Annotated in this window: 22 protein-coding genes, 1 tRNA gene and 2 pseudogenes; 10 read left to right on the top strand and 15 right to left on the bottom strand. The window is 67.4% G+C overall.

Features of this window, described 5'->3' with window-relative positions; all coding sequences use genetic code 11:
- Window positions 1–54: 54 nt before the first annotated feature.
- The 3 genes and pseudogenes from K7G60_RS39170 to K7G60_RS15625 form a co-directional block, all read right to left on the bottom strand.
- Window positions 55–210: pseudogene (locus K7G60_RS39170) on the bottom strand (low temperature requirement protein A); the annotation flags it as partial.
- A gap of 172 nt (window positions 211–382) precedes the next feature.
- On the bottom strand, window positions 383–802 hold the full coding sequence (locus K7G60_RS15630) for an SRPBCC family protein (RefSeq protein WP_225801512.1): 420 nt from the start codon (window positions 800–802) through the stop codon (window positions 383–385).
- A 49-nt stretch (window positions 803–851) separates the two neighbouring features.
- Window positions 852–1862: an aldo/keto reductase gene (locus K7G60_RS15625; RefSeq protein WP_225801511.1), complete on the bottom strand. Its 1011-nt coding sequence runs from the start codon at window positions 1860–1862 to the stop codon at window positions 852–854.
- Window positions 1863–2231: 369 nt separating this feature from the next.
- Here K7G60_RS15625 and K7G60_RS15620 point away from each other — a divergent pair, with 369 nt between their 5' ends.
- The gene (locus K7G60_RS15620) at window positions 2232–3155 is read left to right on the top strand and encodes a DUF4239 domain-containing protein (protein WP_225801510.1); all 924 of its coding nucleotides are present in this window, start codon (window positions 2232–2234) and stop codon (window positions 3153–3155) included.
- 177 nt (window positions 3156–3332) lie between these two features.
- Window positions 3333–4100 carry a GNAT family N-acetyltransferase gene (locus tag K7G60_RS15615; RefSeq protein ID WP_225801509.1) on the top strand — a complete coding sequence of 256 codons (768 nt, stop codon included), beginning with the start codon at window positions 3333–3335 and terminating at the stop codon, window positions 4098–4100.
- Between the two features lie 263 nt (window positions 4101–4363).
- Here the strand turns inward: K7G60_RS15615 and K7G60_RS15610 are convergent, their stop codons facing one another.
- The 8 genes and pseudogenes from K7G60_RS15610 to K7G60_RS15575 all read right to left on the bottom strand — a co-directional run bounded on the left by K7G60_RS15610 (window position 4364) and on the right by K7G60_RS15575 (window position 9958).
- A complete protein-coding gene (locus K7G60_RS15610) occupies window positions 4364–4867 on the bottom strand; it encodes a hypothetical protein (RefSeq protein WP_225801508.1) in 504 nt (167 codons plus the stop codon).
- Entirely contained in the window at window positions 4864–5154 is a 291-nt protein-coding gene (locus K7G60_RS15605; protein WP_225801507.1) for a hypothetical protein, read from the bottom strand. The genes K7G60_RS15610 and K7G60_RS15605 overlap by 4 nt, the downstream gene beginning before the upstream one ends.
- A 130-nt stretch (window positions 5155–5284) precedes the next feature.
- Window positions 5285–6059 (bottom strand): annotated as a pseudogene (locus K7G60_RS15600) (RHS repeat-associated core domain-containing protein); the annotation flags it as partial.
- A gap of 119 nt (window positions 6060–6178) precedes the next feature.
- Window positions 6179–6520 carry a MerR family transcriptional regulator gene (locus K7G60_RS15595; protein WP_225801506.1) on the bottom strand — a complete coding sequence of 114 codons (342 nt, stop codon included), beginning with the start codon at window positions 6518–6520 and terminating at the stop codon, window positions 6179–6181.
- 662 nt (window positions 6521–7182) lie between these two features.
- On the bottom strand, window positions 7183–7494 hold the full coding sequence (locus K7G60_RS15590; protein ID WP_225801505.1) for an SCO5918 family protein: 312 nt from the start codon (window positions 7492–7494) through the stop codon (window positions 7183–7185).
- 51 nt (window positions 7495–7545) lie between these two features.
- Window positions 7546–7950 carry a CBS domain-containing protein gene (locus K7G60_RS15585; protein WP_225801504.1) on the bottom strand — a complete coding sequence of 135 codons (405 nt, stop codon included), beginning with the start codon at window positions 7948–7950 and terminating at the stop codon, window positions 7546–7548.
- A gap of 46 nt (window positions 7951–7996) precedes the next feature.
- Window positions 7997–9505 (bottom strand): DEAD/DEAH box helicase, encoded by a 1509-nt coding sequence (locus K7G60_RS15580; protein ID WP_225801503.1) that lies wholly within the window; start codon window positions 9503–9505, stop codon window positions 7997–7999.
- A 249-nt stretch (window positions 9506–9754) separates the two neighbouring features.
- Window positions 9755–9958 (bottom strand): cold-shock protein, encoded by a 204-nt coding sequence (locus K7G60_RS15575; protein ID WP_225801502.1) that lies wholly within the window; start codon window positions 9956–9958, stop codon window positions 9755–9757.
- Window positions 9959–11015: 1057 nt separating this feature from the next.
- Between K7G60_RS15575 and K7G60_RS15570 the strand changes: the two genes are divergently transcribed.
- Window positions 11016–14126 carry an FG-GAP-like repeat-containing protein gene (locus K7G60_RS15570; protein WP_225801501.1) on the top strand — a complete coding sequence of 1037 codons (3111 nt, stop codon included), beginning with the start codon at window positions 11016–11018 and terminating at the stop codon, window positions 14124–14126.
- A gap of 179 nt (window positions 14127–14305) precedes the next feature.
- On the opposite strand, the gene K7G60_RS15565 is transcribed toward K7G60_RS15570, so the two are convergent.
- A tRNA-Gly gene (locus tag K7G60_RS15565) sits at window positions 14306–14376 on the bottom strand.
- A gap of 406 nt (window positions 14377–14782) precedes the next feature.
- Here K7G60_RS15565 and dcd point away from each other — a divergent pair.
- The 4 genes from dcd (at window position 14783) to K7G60_RS15550 (ending at window position 17244) form a co-directional block, all read left to right on the top strand.
- Window positions 14783–15358 carry a dCTP deaminase gene (dcd, locus tag K7G60_RS15560; RefSeq protein ID WP_030690788.1) on the top strand — a complete coding sequence of 192 codons (576 nt, stop codon included), beginning with the start codon at window positions 14783–14785 and terminating at the stop codon, window positions 15356–15358.
- Between the two features lie 13 nt (window positions 15359–15371).
- Window positions 15372–15881: a phosphoribosyltransferase gene (locus K7G60_RS15555; protein WP_225801500.1), complete on the top strand. Its 510-nt coding sequence runs from the start codon at window positions 15372–15374 to the stop codon at window positions 15879–15881.
- Between the two features lie 158 nt (window positions 15882–16039).
- Entirely contained in the window at window positions 16040–16171 is a 132-nt protein-coding gene (locus tag K7G60_RS38855; RefSeq protein WP_263985935.1) for a hypothetical protein, read from the top strand.
- A gap of 572 nt (window positions 16172–16743) precedes the next feature.
- Entirely contained in the window at window positions 16744–17244 is a 501-nt protein-coding gene (locus K7G60_RS15550; RefSeq protein ID WP_225801499.1) for a hypothetical protein, read from the top strand.
- On the opposite strand, the gene K7G60_RS15545 is transcribed toward K7G60_RS15550, so the two are convergent.
- Both K7G60_RS15545 and K7G60_RS15540 read right to left on the bottom strand, forming a co-directional pair.
- Window positions 17241–17495, bottom strand: a complete 255-nt coding sequence (locus tag K7G60_RS15545) for a hypothetical protein (protein WP_225801498.1) — start codon at window positions 17493–17495, stop codon at window positions 17241–17243. The two genes, K7G60_RS15550 and K7G60_RS15545, sit on opposite strands and share 4 nt — an antisense overlap.
- A 275-nt stretch (window positions 17496–17770) precedes the next feature.
- Window positions 17771–19987: a lipopolysaccharide assembly protein LapB gene (locus K7G60_RS15540; RefSeq protein ID WP_225801497.1), complete on the bottom strand. Its 2217-nt coding sequence runs from the start codon at window positions 19985–19987 to the stop codon at window positions 17771–17773.
- A gap of 1825 nt (window positions 19988–21812) precedes the next feature.
- Between K7G60_RS15540 and K7G60_RS15535 the strand changes: the two genes are divergently transcribed.
- Complete coding sequence (locus tag K7G60_RS15535) at window positions 21813–22346, top strand: NUDIX hydrolase (RefSeq protein WP_225801496.1); 534 nt, start codon at window positions 21813–21815, stop codon at window positions 22344–22346.
- Here K7G60_RS15535 and K7G60_RS15530 read toward each other — a convergent pair.
- Complete coding sequence (locus tag K7G60_RS15530) at window positions 22324–23667, bottom strand: helix-turn-helix transcriptional regulator (protein WP_225801495.1); 1344 nt, start codon at window positions 23665–23667, stop codon at window positions 22324–22326. The two genes, K7G60_RS15535 and K7G60_RS15530, sit on opposite strands and share 23 nt — an antisense overlap.
- A 125-nt stretch (window positions 23668–23792) precedes the next feature.
- On the opposite strand from K7G60_RS15530, the gene K7G60_RS15525 reads away from it, so the two are divergent.
- Both K7G60_RS15525 and K7G60_RS15520 read left to right on the top strand, forming a co-directional pair.
- Entirely contained in the window at window positions 23793–24023 is a 231-nt protein-coding gene (locus tag K7G60_RS15525) for a hypothetical protein (protein WP_225801494.1), read from the top strand.
- A 186-nt stretch (window positions 24024–24209) separates the two neighbouring features.
- Window positions 24210–24467 carry a hypothetical protein gene (locus K7G60_RS15520; RefSeq protein WP_225801493.1) on the top strand — a complete coding sequence of 86 codons (258 nt, stop codon included), beginning with the start codon at window positions 24210–24212 and terminating at the stop codon, window positions 24465–24467.
- Window positions 24468–24487 lie beyond the last annotated feature (20 nt).

Here is a 24487-nt window from a genome sequence, read left to right as displayed (position 1 = left end):
GACGTCGAGGAACGTCGCGTCGAAGCTGGTCAGCGCCCAGGTGCTGAGGACCGCGACGAGCATCACCGCGGTCTCGGCGGCCCCGCGCCAGGACAGTTCGTGGTGCAGGTGCTCCGCCAGCTGACCGATCGCGAAGACGAAGACCAGATCGAAGAACAGCTCCAGCGGGGCGACGCTGCGCCGCAGCGCTCCCGACGGCGCGGGCTTCACGTGAACGCGCCGTTCAGGGGCCTGCCGTCGATCGTCATGGGCTCACGATCCGACGGGCCGACGCGCCTCGCAACGCGTGCCACCCGTACCGCGCACCGCGGCCCGGGCGCGCGGGGCGTGTCCGGGCCGAACGAGTGGGGCCGTCGGTGTCAGGCGGAGAGTGCCGTCGGTGTCAGGCGGCGAGGGTCTCGTGCAGGGCGTCGAGGCCGTCGGCGTAGATGCCGGTGAACAGCTCGACGACCTCCTGCTCGGTGGCGCCCCTGGGGTGGAAGCGGCCGGACCACTGGACCTCGGCGAGGTCGTCGCGGCCGGGGACCGCGTGGACGCGGAGGGTGGAGACGTAGCCGTCGACCGGGAACGGCGCTTCGAGGATGGCGTAGCTGTAATGGCGCTCCGCCTCGTCGAAGCCGACCAGGCGCTCGATGATGACGTCGCCGTCGGGGTTGGTCAGACGGCGGACCCGGCCGCCTTCGAGTGCGGTGCTCTCGGGGATGTACGGAAGCCAGTCCGGGAGGGCGTCGAAGCCGCCGATCAGGTTCCACACCTGCTGGGGGGAGGCGGGGACGACGCGGGAGACGGACGTGGAAGCCATGGCGGTGCTCCTGACGCTGTGGGGGGAGTGGGGGAGGGGGACGTGAAGGTCAGGCGTTGTCCGGGAGCGGGGCGGCCGGGCTGACCAGGCCGGCGGCGCGCAGCTCGGTCCAGAACGCGGCCGGGACGGTCTCGTTCAGGGCCGCGGTGTCCTCGGCGATGCGGCTGGGCCGGGTGGCGCCGGGGATGACGGCGGCGGAGGCGGGGTGGGCGAGGGAGAACTGCAGCGCGGCGGCCTTGATGCTCACGCCGTGCTTCGCGACCAGGGCCCTGAGCTTGCCGACGCGCTCGATGATCTCGGCCGGGGCCTGCTGGTACTCGAAGTGGGTGCCGCCGGCGAGGATGCCGGAGCTGTACGGGCCGCCGACGACCATGTCGACGCCCTGCTCCTGGGCCACGGGCAGCAGGCGGTTCAGGGCGTGGCCGTGGTCGAGGAGGGTGTAGCGGCCGGCGAGGAGGAAGCCGTCGGGCTGCGGCTCGTCGAGGGCGAGGGTGAGCTCGATGGGCTCGGTCTTGTTGACGCCCAGGCCCCAGGCCTTGATGACGCCCTCGTCGCGCAGCCGGGACAGGACGCGGAAGGCGCCGGTGCGGGCCTCCTCGAACTTGCCGAGCCAGGCGTCGCCGTGGAAGTCCTGGGCGATGTCGTGGACCCAGACGATGTCGAGGCGGTCGGTGCCCAGGCGCTTGAGGCTGCCCTCGATGGAGCGCTCGGTGGCCTCGGCGGTCCACTCGTGGAGGATCTTGTTCGGGTTGCCGTGCTCGAACAGGCCGCCCTTCTCGCCGAAGTCCGGGACGTCGGTCTCGTGCTCGTCGAGGACGACCCGCCCGACCTTGGTGGACAGGACGTACTCGTCGCGGGGCTTGCCGGCGAGGACCTCGCCGAGCCGCTCCTCGGCGAGGCCGGCGCCGTAGAAGGGGGCGGTGTCGTAGAAGCGGATGCCGTGGTCCCAGGCGGCCTCGACGGTGGCGCGGGCCTCCTCGTCGGGGATGGCGCGGAACATGTTGCCGAGCGGGGCGGTGCCGAAGCCGAGGCGGCCGGGAAGGATGTGCTTGAGCGACATGGGGAGTGCCTTTGCGGGATGTGGGGGTGGGAGACGGGGGCGACCCGTCGTCGTACGAGCGCCGCATTCAAGTGCAGGCGCGCCTTACATGTGAAGACAATACTTGCATGCGCGGGTTAATGCAAGGAGTGGAATCCCGCGCTCGCTCTTCAGTGGCTTCGTGCTCCCTTCCCACCCGGAGGGTCGCCCCACCCGGAGGGACGCCCCACCCGGAGGGAAGCGAGTCCCGGCCGTGGCGGCGCTGCTCGCGATCCGTTCCGGTGACGGCCGACGGCTCCTGTCGCGGGTGTGGTGGCTCCACATGGAGCAGCCCGGGCCCGGCCCGTCTCGCCCGAGGGCGCCCGGCATGATCGTCTGAGGGGGGCGGGGGTGACCCGAAGACGACCGACCGACCCCTGGGACCCGACCGTGCTGACGATCCTCACGATCGCCGCGATGGCCGCCGCGCTCGCCATCGGACTGGCCGCGAACCACTACCGGCGCCGGCGTGCGCCCGAGGACGCCGACGAGGAGACGGCGCCCATCAGCGACCTGATCAGCCCGCTGGAGACGCTCGCCGTCCTCCTGGTCGCCTTCGTGATCGTCGTGGCCGCGGAGTCGTTCGGCACGGCCGGCCAGGCCGTGGGCGCCGAGGCGCACCGGGTGGACCAGCTCTACGAGGTGGCCGACTACGCCCCGGAACCCCAGCGGGAACGGATCCAGGCCGACGCCGTCTGCTACGCGCGCGCCATCCTCGCGTACGAGTGGCCGCAGATGGACAAGAACGGTGAGAAGGCCCCCGAAGTGTCCGTCTGGTCCTCGGACTTCCGCCGCCACTTCAAGGAACTGGCCCGTACGGACGCCGGCACCCTCGACCTGCTGGTCGACGCGGACGACGAGCGCTCGGTGGCCCGCCAGACCCGGCTGTCAGAGGCCGCCCCGGCGATCCCGCCCGTCGTCTACTGGTTCATGGTCGTCGCCCTCGCCGCCACCATCGGCGCCTTCGCGTTCGGACTGCCGGCCAGGCGCGGACCCTCCCACCTCGTGCTGCTCTTCGTCCTGGCCGGACTCTTCACCGGATCCCTCCTCCTCATCGAGGACATCGACCGGCCGTTCTCCGGACAGATCCACGTCTCCAGCACGGCCATGGAGGACACCGTGGCCGACATCGGCGAGGACTTCGCCGCGGACCACCCGGGCCGCCCCCTGCCCTGCGACGCCCACGGCGCCCGCATGAGCGCGGGCCCGGAACCCGGCCGGACCGGCGCCCCTGTCCCGCGGGCCCTCGGTTCCCCGGACTCGGCGCGCCCCTGATCGACTTCGGACCGGGTGCACTGCGGCCGCTTCCGGCCGAAGGCGGGGAGCCGGTCGGGACGAGCCGCGAGCCGCGAGCCACGGCATCCGGCGGCCCGGCCGGCCGCGCGGACGGCCCAGTCGGCTCGTGTGCAATTGGCCCCTGCGAGCGGGAAGTTGCGCAGTACCGTAGGCGCAATGACAACACGATCGACGTCGGCCGGCCGACCCCTGTCCGTGGCCCTGGCCGAGGCTCCGACGCGTCAGGCCCGCAACTCCGCCGCCTTCTGGACCGCGACCGGCCGAAGCCGGGGACACGAGGTCATCCGCCGCCACGGATTCGTCGCGGTCGACGGCGGCGTGCGCGCCGGCCTGCGGATCCTGATCCAGGAGCCGGCCCTCGACCCGGGCGAACTGGCCGAGGTGAGCGAGCTGGTGCGCCGGGCCACAGGCCCGGTGAACGCCGAGGATCCGTTCGGCTCGACCGACCTGAGCCACCTGGGCATGCGCAGCTGGCAGATGCCGGTCATGCTGCGCCCGGCCGGGCCCGTCGACGAACCGGCGCTGGACGTGATCCGGGTGCGGCGGCCGGAAGACCTGCAGGCGGCCGAGCGGATCGTGATCGAGGGCTTCGAGCTGGACGGATTCCAGCCCTACCGCCCCGGCGAGCTGTTCCCGACGGCGCTGATCGAGCAGCCGGGCGTGGACGTGTTCGTCGCCGTGCGGGACGGCGTGGCCGCGGGGGCCGGCGTCAGCGTCGTGGACGACGGCGTCGGCAGCCATTACTGGGTCGGCACTTCGCCGGCCTTCCGGTCGCGTGGCGTCGGCCGGGCCGTCATGCTCGGCTCCCTCGCCCACCTGGCGGACCTGCCGGCCACGCTCACCGCTTCGAAGCTGGGCAGGCCGCTGTACGAGTCGCTGGGCTACACCGCCGCGGCGCCCTCGACCTGGTGGTCCTCTCGCTGACGCCGCCGCGGTGAGGCCCACCGGTTCGGGAACGACGGGCCGACGACGAAGCCCCGGGTCGCCGGCCCGGGGCTTCCCGCGAAGAGCGGACGACGGGAAGCGGATCCGCGCCATAGGCTTGGGAATCACCCGCCGCTTCTCCGGCAGGGCGGGTCTGACCTGCGGAAACAGACGTCGGCGGGACTACTCCGGCCGCCTTCGGCGAATCCCCTGGTGACCGCTGTCCACCGCCGCCACCGGCATGTCGCGGCACGGCCGTCCCGTCATGCCGCCGCCCCGTCCGGACAATCACGCACGGAGAGTTCCGCCACGGCGGCGTCCCGCACCTGCTCGAGGTCGGCGATGTAGGGCGCGGTGTCCGGCAGTGGTGTGCAGAACGTGACCTGGGCGGTCAGGAGGTCGTCGTCGAGGCCGCCCAGGGACAGCGAGACGTACGCCCGCACCTCGTCGTCGCCGAAGTGATCCCGTGCTGCCCGCAGGCAGCCGGCGGCGTACGCGAGGCATCGGCGCAGCAGTACGTTCGCGCGTTCGTCCGCGGCGGCGGGTTCGGCGGAGAGGTCGTAGTCCGTCATCCCACGGCCGTTGAGGGTGGTCTCCTCCGTCAGACGATCGAAGTAGGACCCCGCCGTGTCGGGCCGGAGGTCGGTCAGCACCCGCGCGCCGCTCCCCGTCACCGACCAGCCCCGCTCGACCACCTCCTGGAACATCGGAGGGATGTCCGACGAGGACAGACCGGCCAGGTCCGCGTCTGCGAGGAGCTTCCTCATCCACTGGTTGGTGCGCACGTCTGCCCTTCGCCGAGTGCGGCGAGACCCTTCCTGATGCCGGCGATGAAGCCGGGATTGCTGCCCACGGACTTCTCGATGCTTCGAGGAAGACCCTCGAACTTCCCGGACTCGAAGTCGAACCGGTACTTCGCGCCCTTGTTGCTCTGATCCTGGAAGTGGAGCTGTCCCGGCCGCTGGCCCGGGTTGGGATTCTCCACGTCGATCCGGTACGGCCCCTGGTTCCACAGGGGCTTGCTGGTGATCTGGGGTCCGTTCGCCCCGATCATGCCCTTGTCGGCGGGGTCCTTGATGCCGTGGAGCTCACGGTCCTTGCGGATGCGCTCCTCGACGACGTCGGGGTGGTAGGGGTCCCGCTCGAACGCCGGCGACGAGGTGTACCCCCTCGCGCAGCGGGTCGTAGGGGGCGAGGCCCAGGGGGTCGGCCCAGGTGTGCGGGTTGTGCACGTAGGCCGAGGGGTCGGGGCCGGGCGCGAGTCCGAGCGGGTCCTGCGTCAGATAGCGGGCGGTCGCGGGGTCGTAGTGCCGGTGCAGGTTGTAGTGCAGGCCGGACTCGGAGTCGAAGTACTGCCCGGGGAAGCGCAGCGGGGTGTAGGCGGTGCCGTTCTTGGACCAGGTGGTGGTGCCCCACAGCGTGGCGCGGGTGAGCCACGCGATGTCGCCGGACTCGGAGACGAGTTCGGTGGGGGTGCCGACGAGGTCGGCGGCGATGGCGAAGAAGCGTTCGTCGAACACCTCCTGGGAGGCGTCCGCCGCGAGCACGCGTTCCGTCTGGGACAGCGGCCGTACGCCGCGGTGGTCCCAGGTGAGGGCGACGGGCCGTGGTGACCCGGCTCGCGGCGTCGAGGGCGTAGCGGAAGGAGCCGCGCAGGGCGTCGTCCAGCGCGGTGAGGTGTCCGTCGGCGCGGTAGGCGTAGGCACGCCGGTTGACGGTGCGGGCGCCGGCGGTCAGCTGCTGTTCGGTCAGCCGGCCGGCCTCGTCCCAGACGGAGGCCAGTGTCAGTGAGCCGTCCGGGCCGGCCGCGCCGCCGATGGACCGGCGCACCTCACGGCCGACCGGGTCGTGGGCGAAGGCGATCCGGCGGGTGCCGCTGGTCAGCGTCGTGAGGCGGCCCGCCGCGTCGTACCCGTAGGAGGTCACGTGCCCGGTGGGCGTGGTGCGGCGGGCGCCGCGCCTCTCCGAGCGGATTCCACCGACGCCGCGGGAGAAGCGAAGGGCCCGTCCGTTCGCGGCCCGGTGCTGATCGCGTGGCATCTCGTGCGTGCCGTGCCCGTCGATCGCCTGGAACCGCTTCAGCCGGCAGCGGGGTGATCGGACTGCTGAGCCGCTGCGCGGCGGTACTCGGCGTTGATGCGCTGGGCTTCTTCGAGCTGGTCTTCCAGGACGATGATGCGGCAGGCGGCCTCGATCGGGGTTCCCTGGTCGACGAGTTCCCGGGCGCGGGCGGCGATGCGCAGCTGGTAGCGGGAGTAGCGGCGGTGGCCGCCCTCGGAGCGCAGCGGGGTGATCAGGCGTGCTTCTCCGATGGCACGGAGGAAGCCCTGGGTGGTGCCGATCATTTCGGCGGCCCGGCCCATCGTGTAGGCGGGGTAGTCGTCGTCGTCGAGACGGTCGTACGAGTCGTCTGCTGTCATTTGCACCTCTCTGCGGAACGCGTCGAGGGGCCCTGGTGCCGTACGGCACCAGGGCCCCGAAGGAACTACTACACCATCTGCCGGCCCTGATATCGCGCCGGCCTCCTGTGTCCGTCGCCCCGACACGGCTGCTGTCGGGAGCGCGGGGATCGCGGTTGCCTGACCGGAGACCACCTCACTATCGATGTCCTGCGGTACCCGGGCTCGAGAGCTCCTCCCGGGCGATCCTGATGGCGCGGGTTCCTCCGTTCCTCCTCGGCGATCGATCACTTGCCACGGGGTCTCCGTACTGCGACCACGTGTGTTGCCGGCCGGCAGTTCATCTCTGCCAGGCCCCATTGTCTCTCTGGGTTACGAGAAAAAACATACCTACATCAACGCCTAATGTCTATCTTGGCCGCGATAGATTTTCGCGTGTCCGGCAATGAGGTCATCGATCCCGGTCGGCTGTGCGGCGGGTATGACGGCACACCTCACCGCCCGTGGCCCGGTCGTCCCACGACTCGCCGCCCGCCCTCCGGGTACGGAAGGCCCGCCGGGCAGCACTTCGCCCCGCCGGGTGACCGGCGGGGCGAAGTGCTGCCCGGAGTGGTGCGTCGACGGCCTCGGCCGGGCTCTCCTGGCTGCTCGGATGCCGGCCTCACGTTCGTCCGTATGCGGAGTCAGGCCCCCGTCGGGGCCCCGAGCAGCGCGGAGGCGTGCTGGAGAGGGTCGGAGGCGCGGAGCGGCGCGGGCGTCCGGGGAAGGCCGCGGCAGGTGAAGCCGAGCTTGGTCATGGCCCGGAGGACCTCACCGGCGGTGAAGTCGCGGCGGTCCTGGCGGGTGATGACCTCGCCGACCTGCTTGACGGGGTAGGCGCGGCGACCGATGATCACGGACTCGCCGGTGATCTCCTCGGGCTTGACGCCCTTCATGGATTCCAGGACACCGCTCTTGGTGAGCTCGAAGGGGAAGCGGGCGATGACACAGCGCACGATGCCTCACAGGGGAGAGGAAGAGGTCGGTTTCCGCGAGGGCGCGGGGATTCAGGCGAGGGCGAGAACAGGTCCGGGGGCGCCCGGGCCGCCGTCCCGTTCGTCCATGACACACGGGACGGGAAGCCGGACATGGTTGCCGGCGTGCCCGGCGTGCCCGGCGTGCCCGGCGCGCGGCGCCCCGTCGTCGGGCAGGTCGCGCAGCCGGAGGCGGTCCGTATAGGCGGGGCTGTCGCGGACGGCGGTGAGCTGGGCCGGGGTGACCAGCCCGGTGCACAGCCCGTCGTCGTCGCAGACGAGCAGGCGTCCGGCGCGGGCACCGGCCATGACGGCCAGGGCCACCTCGACCGTCATGTGGTCTCCGACCTGGAGTCCTCCCTTGTCCACGGTGTCGGCCACCGTCCTGGTCGCGGGGACGGCGGGGGTCGAACGGGGCTGCGTCTGGACCGGTGTCATCACGTGCCTCCTGAGGAGTTGGGTCGGCTTCCGGATCACGTGGAGCTCAGGACGCCGCGTCGGCGGGGCGCCGCACGCCGGTGCGCCGCGCTGCCGAGACGGGACGGCGCCGACCGCGGGAGGTCGCGTCCCGCTTGCGCTGCTCGGCGGGCGGCGCGGCGATCGTCACGGGGATGCCGGACGGGGTCCGCGCGCCGGTGATCCGGACGAGTGCCTCCTCCCCCGAGCGGACCTGGGTGGTCTCGGGCACGATGCCGGCGGTCGTCATGAGACGGGCCATGTCGCGGCGCTGGCCGGCGGTGACCAGGGTGACGACGCTGCCGGACTCGCCGGCCCGGGCGGTGCGGCCGCCGCGGTGGAGGTAGTCCTTGTGGTCGGTCGGCGGATCCACGTTGACGACGAGGTCCAGGTGGTCGACGTGGATGCCGCGCGCGGCGACGTTCGTCGCGACCAGGACGGTGACGTGCCCGGTCTTGAACTGGGAGAGGGTGCGGGTGCGTTGGGGCTGCGACTTCCCGCCGTGCAGGGCGGCGGCCCGGACACCGCAGCCGAGGAGGTCCTCGGTGAGGCGGTCCACGGCGTGCTTGGTGTCCAGGAACATGATCACCCGGCCGTCGCGCGCCGCGATCTCGGTCGTCAGCCGGTGCTTGTCGGCGCCGTGCACATGGAGGACGTGGTGCTCCATCGTGGTGACCGCGCCCCGGGAGGGGTCCACGGAGTGGACGACGGGGTCGGTGAGGTAGCGGCGGACCAGGAGGTCGACGTTGCGGTCCAGCGTCGCGGAGAACAGCATCCGCTGGCCCTCGGGGCGGACCTGGTCCAGGAGCGCCGTGACCTGCGGCATGAAGCCCATGTCGGCCATCTGGTCGGCCTCGTCCAGGACGGTGATCGAGACCCGGTCCAGCCGGCAGTCACCGCGGTCGATGAGGTCCTTGAGGCGGCCGGGGGTGGCCACGACGACTTCGACGCCCCCGCGCAGCGCGTTCGCCTGCCGCCGGATCGGCATGCCGCCGACGACGGTGGCCAGGCGCAGCCTCACGGCGCGGGCGTAGGGAGTGAGGGCATCGGTGACCTGCTGCGCGAGTTCCCGGGTGGGGACCAGGACGAGCGCCAGCGGCTGGCGGGGTTCGGCGAGCTGTCCGGCGGTGCGGGCGAGCAGGGACAGACCGAAGGCGAGGGTCTTGCCGGAGCCGGTCCGACCGCGGCCGAGGACGTCACGGCCGGCCAGGGAGTTCGGCAGCGTCGCGCCCTGGATGGGGAACGGGACGGACAGGCCCTGCGCGGTGAGCGCGGCTAGGAGGCGCCGGTCCAGGGCCAGGTCGGCGAACGTCTCGACGGCGGGCAGTGCCGGGGTGACCGTCTTCGGCAGGGCGAACTCGCCCTGCGCCGGGGCGGCACGCCGACCGCCTCCGCCGAAGCGCCCCGGGGCTCCCGATCGGCTCGGCGCGGACGGACCGAAGCGGCTGCTCAGCCCCGAACCGGCGGCGGAGCCGTACGCGCGGCCGCCGTTGCGGCGGGTGCGGGAGGAACGGCCGTTCGTGCGTGTGGGGTTCATTCAGAACCTTCCTTGATGCGGCACGTATCGAGGAATTCCGGCGGCGGATGGGAGGCGCCGGGAATCACGGGCACGGGCCGAATGAAATGCGACCGGCAGGCGGCGTGGTCCAGGGCAGGGAATTTTTGGTGCACCTGGGCGGGTGGAGAAATTCGAGGGGCGCAGGTGTGTGAGAAGCCTGCAAAACGCATGCAGCTGGGGCCCGCACCCCGAAGGATGCGGGCCCCAGCTACGTGTTGCGCGTCGGCGTCAGGCGGAAACGATGTTCTCGGCCGTCGGGCCCTTCTGGCCCTGCGCGATGTCGAAGGAGACCTTCTGGCCCTCCTGGAGCTCACGGAAGCCCTGGGTGGCGATGTTGGAGTAGTGGGCGAACACGTCGGGGCCGCCGCCGTCCTGCTCGATGAAGCCGAAACCCTTTTCCGCGTTGAACCACTTCACGGTGCCAGTGCTCATGTCATGTCTCCTTGGGGCATTACGCCGGAATCCGTACCGTACGGACGCCGTGTCGCCGCGATGATGCCCTGTCCGGAAAATGACCGGAAATACAAAGCGCTTCCGTGCGGCATGTGGCCGGCGGGAGGCGCCTGGAGTCTTTGGGTACCAAAACTGCAACTGATTTCGACAGTAGCACGCCACCGCGGCCTGTGCGCGGCCGATATTTTCCCCTGCGTGTTGCCGACAAAAACTCTCCGGGCGAGGACGGCTAAATTCTCAGGTCGCGAATGCAGGTATTCATTCCCTCCGGACGGAGCGTTCCGGAAGAGGGCGGTCGACCGGCCGGGACGTCTGCGGGGCATCGGAGCCCGCGACTGTGGCCGGCGCCGGAGGAGTCCCCTACGGCTCGCGGAGGTCCCGCGTTGGTGAAGCCCGCGTCGGCCTGCGCAGGCGGACCGGTCGGGTCCGGGCGACGACGAAGCCCCAGGCCGCTGACCCGGGGCTTCGTTCAAGAGCGGATGACGGGAATCGAACCCGCGCCATAAGCTTGGGAATCACCGACACCCGGCAGAGTCATCCTGCCTCTGAGCTGCGAGAACATGCTCAAGCGGCGCTCTTTCCGCAGGCTCGTGGGTACCTGTGTCGACCGCTGTTATCCGTCCTGAAGGGCACGGTTGGGGCACGAGGTACCGACGGCCATCCCTGCCCCCCGCTGCCCATCGGGTCGCTGCGTTCGCGCCCGGAAGGAGCGGGACAGGGCCTTCAGATGAGCCTTCGCGCGCCCTGCGGATGCCCTCCGGGCACTGATCGGCTCTGCTGCTAGCATCGCGGCGTTTGCACGAGGCGGTACGGCTGGGGGGCCCTTCTCGCTCATACTCGCTCGGCTGAATGAGCCGATGCCGTGCGCCTCCTGCCTTACGCCCTGGGGAGGGACTTCGCTTTGGCTCATACGAGCAATGCGCGGCTGCGCAGAAACGGCCCCGCCCGCGCTGCTCTCGTGTTGGCGCTGGCGATGCTGACAGCGTCGGCCTCGGGAATCACGGCGCCGCCGGCGTTCGCCGACTCGGCTTCGGACGTGACCGTTCTGCCCGCGGCCCCGCGCTTCTCGCCGCGTGCCACCTCGATCCTCAACGCGGGGGAGACCGGCTACCTGCTGGCGCAGGAAGACGACGACCGCCTGCTGTGGGTCGACTACGCGACGGGATCGGCGACACCTCTCGCCGCCACTCTGCCTGAAAGGCCGCGCTACGACTTCGAGAACGGCTACTGGGACTACCACCAGCAGCTGCACCTCGGGGGCGGCGGCTACTACGGTGACGGCTCGGACACCGTCGCCCTCTACTCCGACTCGCCCGTACCGCACGTGACGCTCCAGAAGGGTGCGGGCACCGTTTTCGCCGACCTGGCGCTACCCGAGGGGCAGTCGTACGTCGGAACGTTCGGCGACACCGTCCTGACCCGCACGGGCGAGGCAGACGCGCCGACCGGCTACCACCTGCTGCGGTACGAGGCCGGCAAGGTGGCGGACACGCCGATCACCGGCTTCCCCGAGGGGTCTGTGCTGAGCAGGGTGGAGGACGCCGACGCGAAGTCGCTCATCCTTCGGTACTCGGAGCCAGCTAAGGACGGATGGGCCCGCTGGAGGATCGTGGATCTTGCGGACGGGGTGGCGAAGCCGCTCCCCGACCGTCCCGTTCCCGACCAGCCGTGGAGGGTGGACGGTTTCCGGCTCGGCGTCGGGACGATCCTGCGGAGTGGGGCCGATCTCCTGGATCGTGCCGATCCGGACACCGTGATCCGTACCGTTAACCCCGGCGCCGTTTCGTACAACGCGACCATTGTCCCTGTCGGCACGGCTGTTTTGGCGGTCCAGCCGCAGAATGCAGGCAACAACGAGTACCGGGGTTCAGAGTTGTGGAGCCTTCCGGGGGCGGACGAGGGCCTGGCTCCGCCTGTGCTGCAACGGGCCTACACGCAGGTCGTTCTCGCGCCCGACGGCACCGCGCTCGTAGCCGGAGCCAGGACAGCGGACTGGAAGGGCGACATCGACTGGGCCGTGCACCGGCTCGTACCGACCGCCGACGGCGGCGTGGAGGCTCACCGCCTCCGGGCCGTTGACCCCATGCCCGCCCGTATCTACGGCCTCTCCCTGGGCAGCGGCATCCTCACCACGGCCGAGAACAGCACCTACTTCCAGCCCGGCGACTACTACGGCGTGTACCGGAGTACCTGGCTGAGCTCCGCCGGGCAGCCGCAGCCGGTCCGCACGACCGTGGACGGGCTGCTGAGCATCGGCGGCGGGGGATGTGACATGGATTCCGCGCAGCGTTGCGTGCGGATGTGGGCGAGCGGTGACGGCTTCCACGGACAGATGGATGTCACCGACCAGGGGTACGCGCTGCTCTACAAGAACGGCGAGAGCGGCTGGGGCCCGCGCGTCGACGCGGACAGAGAGCGGCTGAACGACCTCTCCGGCCGGTTCGGCGTGGTCGTCAGTGGCGTCCCTGGTGACTCTCCGTCGGTCGTGGAGTTCAAGGAGCCTGGGGGCGGGACCGTCCTGGAACGGACTGACTACGCTCTGGCCGCGCTGTGGGGCTCCACCCTGTGGAGCGTCACCAAGGACAGCCCGAAGATCACTTCGAAGACCCTGCCGTCCGGTGCCGTCGGCGCGTCCTTCACCACGCCCAACGCGTGCGTGCCGACCAGCCTCCAGGCTGCGGGACGCTGGGTGTACTGGTCCTGCGAGGACAGCGAGTGGGGACCTGAGAAGGGATCGGGCGTCTACGACCGCCTGACCAAGCGGACCATGCCCATACCGGGGCGCAACATCCGCAACGTCCTGCTCGGCGACGGCTACCTCGTCCGGCAGGTCAACGGCGAGGGCCTGCGGCTCTACGACCTGCATGCCGGGCTTCCCGCCACCGGCTCCACCGTGCCCCAGCGCATTCTGGTGAGCGCCGCCGACCTCGGGCCGAACAACTGGCCCGGCGGGGGCTGGACCGTGGACCGCTTCGGCGGCCACGTGGCCTACGCGGGCGACGACCAACGTGCCCGCATCGTCGGCACAGGGGTTCCCGCCCCGGCCGTCAACGTGATCGACTCCGTCGTCAGCGGCACAGCGCTCGACCTGGCCGCCCAGGACCCGCGTTGGTCCGGCACCTGGTGGACCTCCAAGCCCACCGGTGCATGGAACCTGTCGCTGAAGGAGTCCGCCACGGGGATCGTGGTCCGCACCGTCTCCGGCGCCGAGGCGCGCGGCCGCATCAATGCCGCTTGGGACGGCAAGAACGCCTCCGGGCAGGTCGTGCGCAACGGTTCATACACCTGGACTCTGACCGCCAAGCCTGCCGACGGGGTCGGCGCCGATCTGACGGCGAACGGTTCGGTGACCGTGGCTGGTGGAGCTCCGGCACCCAAGCCGCTTCCCGCTTGGCGTGATTTCAGCGGTGACGGCAAGGGCGATCTGCTTGCGCTGACCTCGGCCGGGACACTGACTGTGCGCACGGGTACGGGGGCCGGTGGGCTCGGGACGGGGACCTCGGCGACCGGATGGCCGGCGACGTCGATGGTCGTGCCGTTCGGGGACCTGTCGGGCGACCGGTGCAACGACGTGCTCGTGCGCAGTTCCGCGGGTGTGCTGACCCGATACGACGGGAGCTGTGGGAAGGCATTCTCGACCGGCGGGCCCCGGCTGACGATCGGGTCGGGCTGGCAGATATACAACATGCTGACCGCGCCCGGAGATCTGACCGGCGACGGCCGGACGGATCTCCTCGCACGGACCCCGGCCGGTGAGCTGTGGATGTACGCCGCCGACGGCACGGGGAAGTTCAAGGGACGCGTGAAGCTGGGCGGCGGCTGGCAGATCTACAACTCGATCGTCGGCACCGGCGATCTGAACGGCGACAAGGCCGGTGACCTGCTGGCCCGCGACGCCGCCGGTGTGCTGTGGCGGTACTACGGCAACGGCAAGGGCACACTGGGCGGCCGTGTGAAGGTCGGCACCGGCTGGCAGATCTACAACGCGCTCACGGGCGTCGGTGACATCACCGGCGACGGCAGAGCGGACCTGGTCGCCCGGGACACGGCTGGAGTGCTGTGGCGCTACAACGGCACCGGCGTGGGCACGTTCTCCACGCGGGTGAAGATCGGTGGCGGCTGGCAGATGTACAAGACGCTGTCCTGACCGGTGATGTGATGGCCGCGTCGACCCGTTTCAGCCCTGTGGCCCAGCGCCCCCGGGGCATGCGGCCTGGGGGCGAGGTCGCCTGCGTGCCCCACAGCCGAACAGCCAGAGGCGCCCTGTAACCGCCAGTATCGGACCATGAAGAAGGCCCAGGTCTCTGACCTGGGCCTTCGTTCAAGAGCGGATGACGGGAATCGAACCCGCGCTATAAGCTTGGGAAGCTCATGTTCTACCATTAAACTACATCCGCGCAACGGCCGGATGATCCGTGCCGCATCGTTGCACACTGTACCCCATGCGCCACTTGAGGCGAAGCTCCCGCCTCCGGGTGTTCGGAGTGCCGCGTGGAGGGCACCCCCTTCATCCCCTAATGTGGCTGATCGTCCACCACATGTGTAGGGGAAGGGACTTGATGGCTTCGATGGAGCGCACCGTCGTCCGTTGTGCCGAGGGGCATGTGTTCAGTACCGCTTCGTTCCCGCTTCAGCAGCTCGGTGCGGGGCGGATCGGGCCCGGACGGCTCATCCGGTGTCCGCGGTGTGCGCGGTTGCGGCATGCGGTGCCGGTGGAGGCCGGGCGGCGCTGAGCCGTGAGGTGCCGGGGCGCGGGCGCCTGCCGATTGGGGCAGGTCCGCGCCCTCTGCGTATCGTGGGGGCGTGCTTCTCTCAGACAAGGACATCCGGGCCGAGATCGATGCCGGACGGGTGCGCATCGACCCGTACGACGAATCCATGGTGCAGCCCTCGAGCATCGACGTGAGGCTTGACCGCTTCTTCCGGGTGTTCGAGAACCACCGCTACCCGCACATCGACCCCGCCGTCGAGCAGCTCGACCTGACGCGCGAGGTCGAGCCGGAGGGCGACGAGGCGTTCATCCTGCACCCGGGCGAGTTCGTGCTCGCCTCGACCTACGAGGTCATCACCCTGCCGGACGACATCGCCTCGCGGCTGGAAGGGAAGAGTTCCCTGGGGCGGCTCGGGCTCGTCACGCACTCGACCGCCGGGTTCATCGACCCCGGTTTCTCGGGGCACGTGACCCTGGAGCTGTCGAACCTCGCCACCCTGCCGATCAAGCTCTGGCCGGGGATGAAGATCGGCCAGCTGTGCATGTTCCGGCTGAGCTCGCCCGCCGAGTTCCCGTACGGGAGCGAGCGGTACGGCTCGCGGTACCAGGGCCAGCGGGGGCCGACGGCCTCCCGCTCCTACATGAACTTCCATCGGACCCAGGTGTGAGGCGGTCGCAGGCATGAGTGAAGTACGCGAGAACCTGACGTACGAGGGCTTCGGCAACGCCGTCCGCGAGCTGGCGCAGACCATCGCCGACGACGGCTACGAGCCCGACGTCGTGCTCTCCATCGCCCGCGGCGGCGTCTTCGTCGCCGGCGGTCTGGCCTACGCCCTGGACTGCAAGAACATCCACCTCGTGAACGTGGAGTTCTACACCGGGGTGGGGACCACGCTGGAGATGCCGGTCATGCTGGCGCCCGTGCCGGACGCGATCGACTTCAGCGACAAGAAGGTGCTCATCACCGACGACGTCGCCGACACCGGCAAGACGCTCAAGCTCGTCCACGACTTCTGCATCGACCACGTCGCCGAGGTCCGCTCCGCCGTCATCTACGAGAAGTCCCACTCCCTCGTGAAGTGCGAGTACGTGTGGAAGAAGACCGACGAGTGGATCAACTTCCCGTGGTCCGTCTTGCCTCCAGTAAGTAAGTCGGGCGAGCCGCCCAAGCCGAACCTGGAAGCACTGTAGCCCTGGCGCGGCGGTAGGCGCCGACGGTTCAGCCCCCGGCTGGTGTCGGTGCCTACATATATGCTCTTGCCGTCCACTTCCGGTCCATCCTGCGCCTCGGCCAGGAGGTCGAGGACCCCAGTTCCATGGGGACCGTTTCACCGGATTGGTGGTGCGACATGGCAAGAAGGCGGACGTCGAAGCACGAAGGGAACGATCAAGGAAGTGGCCTCGCGAAGGCCCAGTTCCTGATCGACCTCCTCGCCGTGCTGGTGGCGATCGCAAGCTGTGTGGAGCAGCTGGCGCGGTAGCGCCATGAGAGCGATGTACCGGACGAAGGTTGGGCAGCAAGAAGCGAGCCCGGCCGTTGCTTAGTCGGCCGGGCTCGCTCGAACTCCACGCATGAGCTCGGTTCTGGTTGCAGCCAGGGCCGAGCTCCTCTGCTTGGAGCCAGTTCGTGATCCAGAAGCCTCGTGCTTTCACACGTGAAATTTGAGAGTTCTGGTTGCGTCGCTGAGGCCCACTATAGACCGCACCACAAGCGAGGGGCACCATGGAGGGCCCGATGCTCACGAGACCTTCATGGGGCTCTGACCTGCTGAAACGGTCTACTTCGGTATCGAGTCCCATGGAATGCGGCACGTGACCGAAACGGTCGTACGTCACATTTGCCCAACTCTCACGGGTGAAAGTAACGGGGCTGTCCGGCTCAATCATGATCGGCCGCGCCAGCGTTGCGCATCGTGATTCCGGTTCTGTCGCGCGCCGGTCGCCGTTGTCGCCACCATCTCGTCACTTTGACGGGAAGCTCTCTGAAGCTGGGCCCCGCCTCGACAGCTGGGCCCGAGCCGTACGCTTGTGGCCGCTTCGCCATCATGAGCAGATGACGTACAGCGATGCCGACCTGAACGCCCTCCTTCATCGCCTGGACGATCCAGAGCTGGTGGAGCATCCACCTGGCTACGACCACGCGGCGACGCGAGCGTTGTTCGAGCGACTGGTGGCCAGGCTGGACGCAGACTTCGACACCCGCTGCACGGCCGATCGCCAGGTGCAGGATGCGAGCCTGCACGCCAGGGTCGAAGTGCCAGCGGAGGCCGCGGCACGCGGGAAGCGGATCGTCGTCTCGGTGAGCAACTTCGGATCGATGGCAGTCGTGGCCGCTGAGAACCCGGGCGTCTACTCGGATACCGATGAGGCGGTGGAAGTAGGTGCGCTCGGCGTTACCGACCTGCGCAGAGTCGAGCGGGCCCTCACGGACCTGGGCTACGTGCTGATCCCCGAGCGCCTGCTCACCCGGCCGTACGACGGACTCAGTCCCCTGGCCACGTATCGCCCCGGGGAACGAGTCGATTGGTGGATTCGGTACTTCGACTACATCTAGGCGCTCGGTCCGAGACACAGCCTTGCGAGGCGGGGAAGCCGCCGGCGCATCTCCTCGGCATCGTCGATGTCAAAGCCCTCACCCATATCCGCTTCCGCGTGTCCCGCTTCACCAGCGGGCTGATACCCGATCCAGGCTTCGTAGAAGGCGCCCGGGCCGCCGGTGAGACTCTCGAAGGCGTTGGAGGCTACGTAGTTCCTGTCTTCGTAGAACAGGGCCTCGTCGCGGTGCGCCGACGCCGCCTCCAGCACGGCAGGATGCTCGGCAAGGCTGTCCGGCTCTGCGGCGGTGCGCTCGTATTACTTGCGGCCGAGGGCGATGACTGAGGTGCCAGAACCTATCGATGTCCATAGCTGGCGCTCTGCCACCTAGATGGGACATCGCCCGTGGCTCGCCTTGCCTCTGGTAAGTCGGGTGAGCCGGCCAAGGAGGACAACGAAGCACTGTAGCTCCCGGTGAGGTCGTGCGGAGGGCATTGTCTACGGGGCCGCTTTGAGACAGGGTTCCATAGCCGAGGGCGAGCGACTTACAAACGAGTGACGGGCGCTATGACGTGCTCCGCTACGACCTTCAGGCTCCCGGGAGATACCGCAGCCATGGCCTCTAGCAAGGAATCCCACCGAGTCAGAGACAGCGCCTCAGAAAGATAGCGTCGCCCCTGTTCCGTGGGTCCAAGTTCCATGGCGACTGCGCCGAGCGCTTCTCCTCTCGTTGAGGCAGTGTCGATTTCTTCCAAAATAAGAAGAGCTTCGTCGTATTCGCCATCCGCAGCAAAGGCGCCCGCTAGGACTGATAGCGCCCTTTCTGCGACTGTCTTGGTGTCAATCTGGTGAGCAATTTCGAGGGCATGGACCCTATCTCCATGAGAAGCCAGGGCGCAGGCGATAGCACGCAGCGCGTGATCCCGTTCCCTCCCATCTTGGATCTCCTCGGCGACGGAAGTGGCCTGGTCAATGCGACCGGAGTAGGCCAGTCCTGATGCTATCTCCGCCAATGCCTCAGAAACCATGTCAGATTCCACTAGTGTGCCGGTAAGCTCTTCCGCCTTATCGAAATCGTTTACGGCGCAGAGTGCCCTAATCGCAGACGCTGTGTCCCAGGCTTTTTCATAAGGGCTGCCGCTTAGCTGAAGCGATTCAACCACTTTATCGGCGACCTCGATCGCGCGGGATATGCTGCCGATGTCAGCCAATGTGGTGGCAATTTTCGCCAAAGCCTCGCTTCGCTCTGTGAAGTGCAGCCTCTCTTCGGTAATAGTAATTGCGTGCTCCAGTAGCTTCCTGGCTTCTGCTGGTGGTGACGCATCGGCCACGGTACATAGGTGCAGAATTTTCCTGTAACCACTCAGCTCCGCGCTCACTAGTTTTTTCACGCGGCGAAGTAGGGCAGAATAACTCTTCTCGTGGCAGGTTCCATTCAGCGATTTTGCTGCGGCACATAGTGCGCCTACTTGGGCGTGGGCGTCGATTCGAGTGCGTGCCATCTCAGTAATCTCATGCGCGAGATCGCGAGACTGGTCTACGAAGCCAGCGCGATAGAGTGCCCATGCGACTGATACGGAAACAATTATCCCCCATTCTTCTGGAAGATCCTCAGTCGCCTGAAGCGCCTGGTGCGCGCAGTCAGCCGACCTAGCTGGTTCTCCGGTCTTTGCTAGAGCGTTCGCCAGATCGGCAAGGGCGATCGCCCTCTCTGTTCGATCTAGTAGAGGGGAAGCTTCGTTAAGGAGTTGGAGGGCTAGGTCATGCTGGCCTGAATCGGATAGCTCAGTGATAACTTTCGCGATAGACTCGCCAAGCGAGCCAGAATCTTTGAGTGTGTTACACAGTTGAACTGCTAGGTGGTACTGGCCCGTCTTTACCAAGGCAGAATTGACGAGAGAAAGAGACCAAGCGCGCTCTTGGGGGTCCTCGATGCTTGCAGCTGTCTGCCCGGCTTTGCGAGCTATTTCTTCGGCTTCTTTCGTTAGTTCATTCAACTTTGAGAGTGTTCGAGCTATGCCGGCAAGTGACTGTGCAGCTCGATACTTTGGAACGGTTGACTCGGCAAGAGAGGTTGCCTGCTCGGTCACTGCGACGCCCTCTTCCGGGAAACCGATGGCGGCCAACGTGCCAGCTATAAGGGCAAGCAGGGTCCCTCGCTCGTGAGAATCAGGAGCGCTCATGGCAACGGCCATGAATTCGGTCAGGAAATTTTCGGCCGTCTTATTACCCCCCGGAAGCCCTTGAGACCTCATAAGGGCCAGCTTTACAGTCAGAAGTTTTTCCGGCTTCGCTACCAAGCCGGCTAGCTCCACGGCGTGCTCAAGATGACCTTCGGCGATGAGAGTTCTGGCGATTTCTGATATTTCGAAGCTATTATCGCCCGCATGCGCTATGGAGGTCCCTATCTCCAAGGCCAGGTCTGGCTTTCCCAGTGAAGCTAGTGCTTTGGCCACCTCGGTTAGGGCTAGCTGTCTCTTGTGGCCGGCTTCCTGCGCATATGCAAGATTTACTGCTCTATCGAAATCGCCGAAATGAGCCCACAGGGAGAGTAGTTTCGGTGGCAGATTCCCTGTTTGGTCATGGATGGCGTCTCGCCCTTGAGCAAGCCGAACGACATCGTTAATGTCAGTATGCGAGAAACCGCTTGAATCGCCGATTACCTTCTCGAATGCGGCTGATATCTCGTTGAGGGCTTCTAGGTCGGAACCTGTAACGCGCCAAAGCCGTTCATGGCGTGCTCGTTCGCCAACAATGGTCACGAGTCGCGCTATTTCATTCGACTCGCGGAGCAGTTGAATATATCCTCGAAGTAGATACTCGGGAGTCTCTGGAGGCCAGGAAAGTTTGCGATAGCGGTCCGCCCAACTATGTAGCCGCTGGCGGTACTCCGCCAGCTCCTCGTTAGTCAGTAGGCTCAGGGCGGAAATCTGTAGTTCTTCATGTCCTAGAAGATAGACGTCCTTCGCACCTTGAGGCGCATCGTTATCCCGTGGTGCCCAGTGAGCAGTACGCCTGCGGAAACTGCGTCCGCTAACGGCCGAGAGCTCACGCTCTACGAGGCGTGTACGACTCCCTGTCAGATCGGCCAAGTCGGCAGCGCTGAGGCCACCGCCGGCCGTTGACACTAGGCCCACGAGTTCCCGGCCCAGCCCGCCACCATCAAGCAGTCGAAGCAAATCTCGCTCTGCGTCATGGCGGATTGCTTGGGCATGGGGAGAGACTTCTAGCCAGTGATCTATAGCTGGATCTCGCAAAGGGTGATCGGCTAGGACGTCATCGGGAATGGGGGGATGGGGGCGTCCAGCCAGGATTACCCGCATGCCATACTTGGGAGTTCGGGGGAGAAGGGCGGCTATGCTGTAGCTTTCTGGACCTGCCGTTACTCCTCGATCCTCGTCAAGCCCATCGACGAGAATAACTAGTCGCCTGCCCTGACTGTGCGAAAATTCTGCTGCCCTATCGACGGCGAGCCTCAATTGCTCGTCACGGGTGGACGGGGTGGTGATCGGTTCTTCCTCGCCTAGCAAGGCATATATTTGCCTCTGAACGACCTCACAGAAGGCCACTCGATCGCTCTGGCCTGCGAGACGAGCCGTGATGAAAAAGGAAATCACATCTACGCCTGCTGGCGGATTCAACACGAAGTGGGCCATCAGAGCGGACTTGCCCGCCCAAGCTGGTGCCAGCCAGCGCCAGTACCATTCATTCAGTCTTTCATCTTCAACGCGTTGAGCGCAGAAGGCGGCCAGTTCTGCTAGTTCCTCTTCTCGGCCGCAGAATTTGGCTGCGGCAATAGCCTCGACCTGGTGTAGATATCCTGAACGTGATCTAGGTGGCAGTCGAACGTGTACGCTGCCGTTGATGATGCCAGAGTTAGATATAGCTATGGCGCCCGCAGAATCTGCTTGGCCTGTATTTCTGGCCGTCATACGTTCTTGACCAGCCAACTTGCTGCTCCCGGCTCTCTCGGTGCGATGTGAAGCTACCGCTGCTGGAAACCGGTGTTCGCGTTCCCGTCCTCAGAGTAGGCGTCGCCTGTTTTCCGAATAGAAGTCGATCCCGTACCACTGGGTGCAGCCACTACTCCGGTGTTGGCGCTGCCCCCGTTGGTCGTCCTCGCTGTACCAGTCCCCGAAACTCGCACCGTGTTGCCGCCGCTTGAGCTAGCGATCGCGGCCCACCCCGCTGCCCCTAGAGCCGCCACGCTTACTAGAGCCGACACCACTCCGGCAACTTGATCGGCGCGCTCCCAGCTCATGAACGAGAAAACGCCTGCCAAGATCGCGAGTGCCAGTGCCGTACATCCGATGATCACGCGCTGGGCCCCACCCATGCTGGTCCCCCCAAGGTCGGTCGCCGAGTGGCCACGAGGGTGTCAATCTACCGCCGTTCGTGTTAGCAGGCCCTAGAGACGGCATGCTGGCCTGCAGCCGTTCCATCCATGCCCGGGGGACGCGTCCTTCATGTGTGAGGTGCACGCCGCCATGCTTGGCTTTTCGTCAAGGTGACACGTATTTCTTTGATCTGGGCTATGTGAGTACCTACCTCTGCGATGCTGGGGGCTGATCGAGAGGGGCAGCAGCGATGCAGTGGAAGATCCACGGGGAACGTCCGATCTATGAGAACCAATGGGTCAACCTCTGGTTGACCGACGTCGAACAGCCGGACGGGCGCCGGTGGGAGTACCACGTCGTCAAGCTCCGGCACCTGGCCGTGGCCGCCGTGATCAACGACAAGCAAGAGATCCTGATGATGTGGCGGCACCGCTTCATCACGGACTCGTGGGCGTGGGAACTGCCCATGGGCCTGGTCGAGGACGGGGAGAGCCCTGCCGATGCTGCCGCCCGTGAGGTCCTGGAGGAGACGGGCTGGAGGCCTGGACCGATGAAGCCGCTGATCTACGCGGAGCCGGCCAACGGGATCACGGACTCTCAGCACCACGTGTTCCGTGCAGACGGGGCCACCTATGACGGTCCGCCTACCGAGAAGAACGAGTCCGACCGGATCGAGTGGATCCCACTGGCTGACGTCCGAGGCATGATCGACCGCCGCGAGATCGTCAGCAGTGGCTCGCTCGTCGGCCTCCTGTACGTCCTCATGGACGAGGCGATCCGCTGACCTGAGCGGGGAGGAGATCCCGTAGCCGTGACTCGAAGGCCAGGGCTACGGGCTCCCGCCGATACGGGGCCAGCTCGTCGTAGAACTCGCGCAGGTGCCCGGCCACACGCTCCGAGGCGACCGAGGAAGCGGGCTCCAACGCGTCCGTCGCCGTCTGGCACGCCTGGTCCAGCTTGCCCAGGCTGAGTTGTGTCCGGGCGAGCCAGAACGCGTGGAATGCGCGCCCTCGCTGATTGGCGCTGTTCTCCCGCCTCAGGGCGTCAGCGATCAGGGGTTCGGCGGTCGCTGCCTCGCCGAGTCGGCCGTGTGCGATGCCGGTGTCGACGATGAGCTTGGTCTCGTCGAAGTAGGTCACCCACGCGGGGTCGGGGTCGCTGTCCTTGATCCGTTCGAACTGGCGGTGTGCCTCGCTGATGGCCGCGTGGGTGGCGGTGTGGCTGCCCAGCGTCGCGTGGGCGAACGCTTCCCGCAGTGACAGCATCGACAGCACGCGCGGGGTGGTGCCGGCTGCTGCGCGGGCCTCGTCCTGGGCTGCGTTGACGAACGCCAACGCGTCCCCGGGCCTGTCCTGGTAGGTCGCCTGCAAGCTCATGCAGGCCAGCACGTTGGCCATGAACTCCCGGTCGTCGATCTCCCGGGCGAACTGCAACGCCTCGGTGAAATACGACCGGGCCTGGTTGTACTGGCGTGCGTCGAAGTGCGTCCAGCCCGTGAGGCGCGCGAGCTCGGCGGCCACGCCGTACAGGCCGTGCTGGATGGGGGCGGGGCGGTTCTCCTTCAGTAGTTCGACGACGTAGCGGAGCTGCCCGACAACGGCCGGCCGCAGTGCCTCGCCTCCGTGCTGGTCGTCCCGTCGCCAGTAGTCCTCGATGGAGGAACGCAGCGCGTGCAGCGTGGACGGGTTCGGGTTCGCCCGAGAGGTGAGGGCAAGGATGCTGTCCACGTCCGAGCCCGGCAGAGAGGCTGATGTCGACGGTGTGGGTGAGACAGGGTGAGGCGACTCCCTGTCCGCGACCCGGAGCCCGACGGGCGTTTCCCACTCCCGCCGCGCGAGTCCGAGCATGTGGCCAGGGATCCGCAAGCCGTCGGCGATGCGCTCGATGACATCCATGTGAAGCAACTGGCGTCGCCCCGCCATGACTTCGCCGACACGGCTCGGTGTCAGGTCGCAGCGTCGCGCGATCATCGACGGGTAGACGCCCGCACGGGTCTTCACCAGCTTGAAGACCGCCGCGAAGTCACGGACGCGGCATGCCCTGATCATCTCGGGATGGGTGAGGAGCCCGGCAGGCAACTCCGGCGGTCGGGACGGCTCGGGCATCGGGCAAGCTCCCACTGATGAGGGCCACACAACGTTGCTGATTCTCTACCTACCGCGACTTTACCCAAGTTGGGTAATCAGTCTGACCTTCTGTCAACAGCCCACGGTTCGCGAACCTGATGCACATGGCGAGCAATCAGCAGGCCAGACCCGGAGTCGGCGAACTGGCCAAGGACCAGAAGACCGGACGCATCGGCCTCGTCATGGGCGAGATCGGTGGACGCGTTCAGATGCGACCGATGAACGGTGGCATCGAGTGGGACGCCATGCCCGATGACGTCGTGGCACCCAAGGCGCGGGAGGAACTGAGCGCGCGCCTGGCCGTGAAGAACAACAACAGCCGGGTCGGCCTGTGATGCGCGTCATCGGCCGGTACGCCGGCGTCCTCCTCGTGATCTGCATCAGCGCTTCGTGCGGATTCGTGATCGGGGTCGCCCTCGGTACCGGCACCTAGCCCGGTCCGCCCTGGACGGCTGCCGAATCCGCGGATCCCCGTCTGTGCATGTCGCGGCAGGGGGTCAAGACGTACGCCTGGAGGTGCAATGAACGGTTCGACGAGTCAGATCGTCACGACGGTTGGTGACGGCGTCCGTCTCGGAGACGTGATCACGATCGGCGGAAACCCGCACACCGTGACGAACGTGCGACGGGTCGCGGGTGGGCGAAAGGTCCTGGAGTTCGCCGACGGCAACGTCTACGTGCTGGGCCCCGCGCTGCCCATCCAGGTCATGCGGACGTCGCGGACGCGAGTGCGGCTCGTGGCCGGACGAGACGGACTCGCCCGCGTGGCGCTGTCCTGATCTTTCTTCTGCACGGAGGT

The sequence above is a fragment of the Streptomyces sp. NK15101 genome (assembly GCF_020400725.1).
Taxonomy (GTDB): domain Bacteria; phylum Actinomycetota; class Actinomycetes; order Streptomycetales; family Streptomycetaceae; genus Streptomyces.
Note: the sequence above shows the minus strand (reverse complement) of the source record. Positions and strands in the feature narration are given on the sequence as shown.

What these genes read in the sequence shown, in the direction of transcription:
- K7G60_RS15530 (WP_225801495.1), bottom strand. Translation starts at nt 23,667, where the DNA reads ATGCCCGAGCCGTCCCGACCGCCGGAGTTGCCTGCCGGGCTCCTCACC.
- K7G60_RS15575 (WP_225801502.1), bottom strand. Translation starts at nt 9,958, where the DNA reads ATGAGCACTGGCACCGTGAAGTGGTTCAACGCGGAAAAGGGTTTCGGC.
- K7G60_RS15605 (WP_225801507.1), bottom strand. Translation starts at nt 5,154, where the DNA reads ATGATCGGGGCGAACGGACCCCAGATCACCAGCAAGCCCCTGTGGAAC.
- K7G60_RS15630 (WP_225801512.1), bottom strand. Translation starts at nt 802, where the DNA reads ATGGCTTCCACGTCCGTCTCCCGCGTCGTCCCCGCCTCCCCCCAGCAG.
- K7G60_RS15595 (WP_225801506.1), bottom strand. Translation starts at nt 6,520, where the DNA reads ATGACAGCAGACGACTCGTACGACCGTCTCGACGACGACGACTACCCC.
- K7G60_RS15555 (WP_225801500.1), top strand. Translation starts at nt 15,372, where the DNA reads ATGAGTGAAGTACGCGAGAACCTGACGTACGAGGGCTTCGGCAACGCC.
- K7G60_RS15525 (WP_225801494.1), top strand. Translation starts at nt 23,793, where the DNA reads ATGGCGAGCAATCAGCAGGCCAGACCCGGAGTCGGCGAACTGGCCAAG.
- K7G60_RS15550 (WP_225801499.1), top strand. Translation starts at nt 16,744, where the DNA reads ATGACGTACAGCGATGCCGACCTGAACGCCCTCCTTCATCGCCTGGAC.
- K7G60_RS15580 (WP_225801503.1), bottom strand. Translation starts at nt 9,505, where the DNA reads ATGAACCCCACACGCACGAACGGCCGTTCCTCCCGCACCCGCCGCAAC.
- K7G60_RS15585 (WP_225801504.1), bottom strand. Translation starts at nt 7,950, where the DNA reads ATGACACCGGTCCAGACGCAGCCCCGTTCGACCCCCGCCGTCCCCGCG.
- K7G60_RS15535 (WP_225801496.1), top strand. Translation starts at nt 21,813, where the DNA reads ATGCAGTGGAAGATCCACGGGGAACGTCCGATCTATGAGAACCAATGG.
- K7G60_RS15520 (WP_225801493.1), top strand. Translation starts at nt 24,210, where the DNA reads ATGAACGGTTCGACGAGTCAGATCGTCACGACGGTTGGTGACGGCGTC.
- K7G60_RS15610 (WP_225801508.1), bottom strand. Translation starts at nt 4,867, where the DNA reads ATGAGGAAGCTCCTCGCAGACGCGGACCTGGCCGGTCTGTCCTCGTCG.
- K7G60_RS38855 (WP_263985935.1), top strand. Translation starts at nt 16,040, where the DNA reads ATGGCAAGAAGGCGGACGTCGAAGCACGAAGGGAACGATCAAGGAAGT.
- K7G60_RS15615 (WP_225801509.1), top strand. Translation starts at nt 3,333, where the DNA reads ATGACAACACGATCGACGTCGGCCGGCCGACCCCTGTCCGTGGCCCTG.
- K7G60_RS15625 (WP_225801511.1), bottom strand. Translation starts at nt 1,862, where the DNA reads ATGTCGCTCAAGCACATCCTTCCCGGCCGCCTCGGCTTCGGCACCGCC.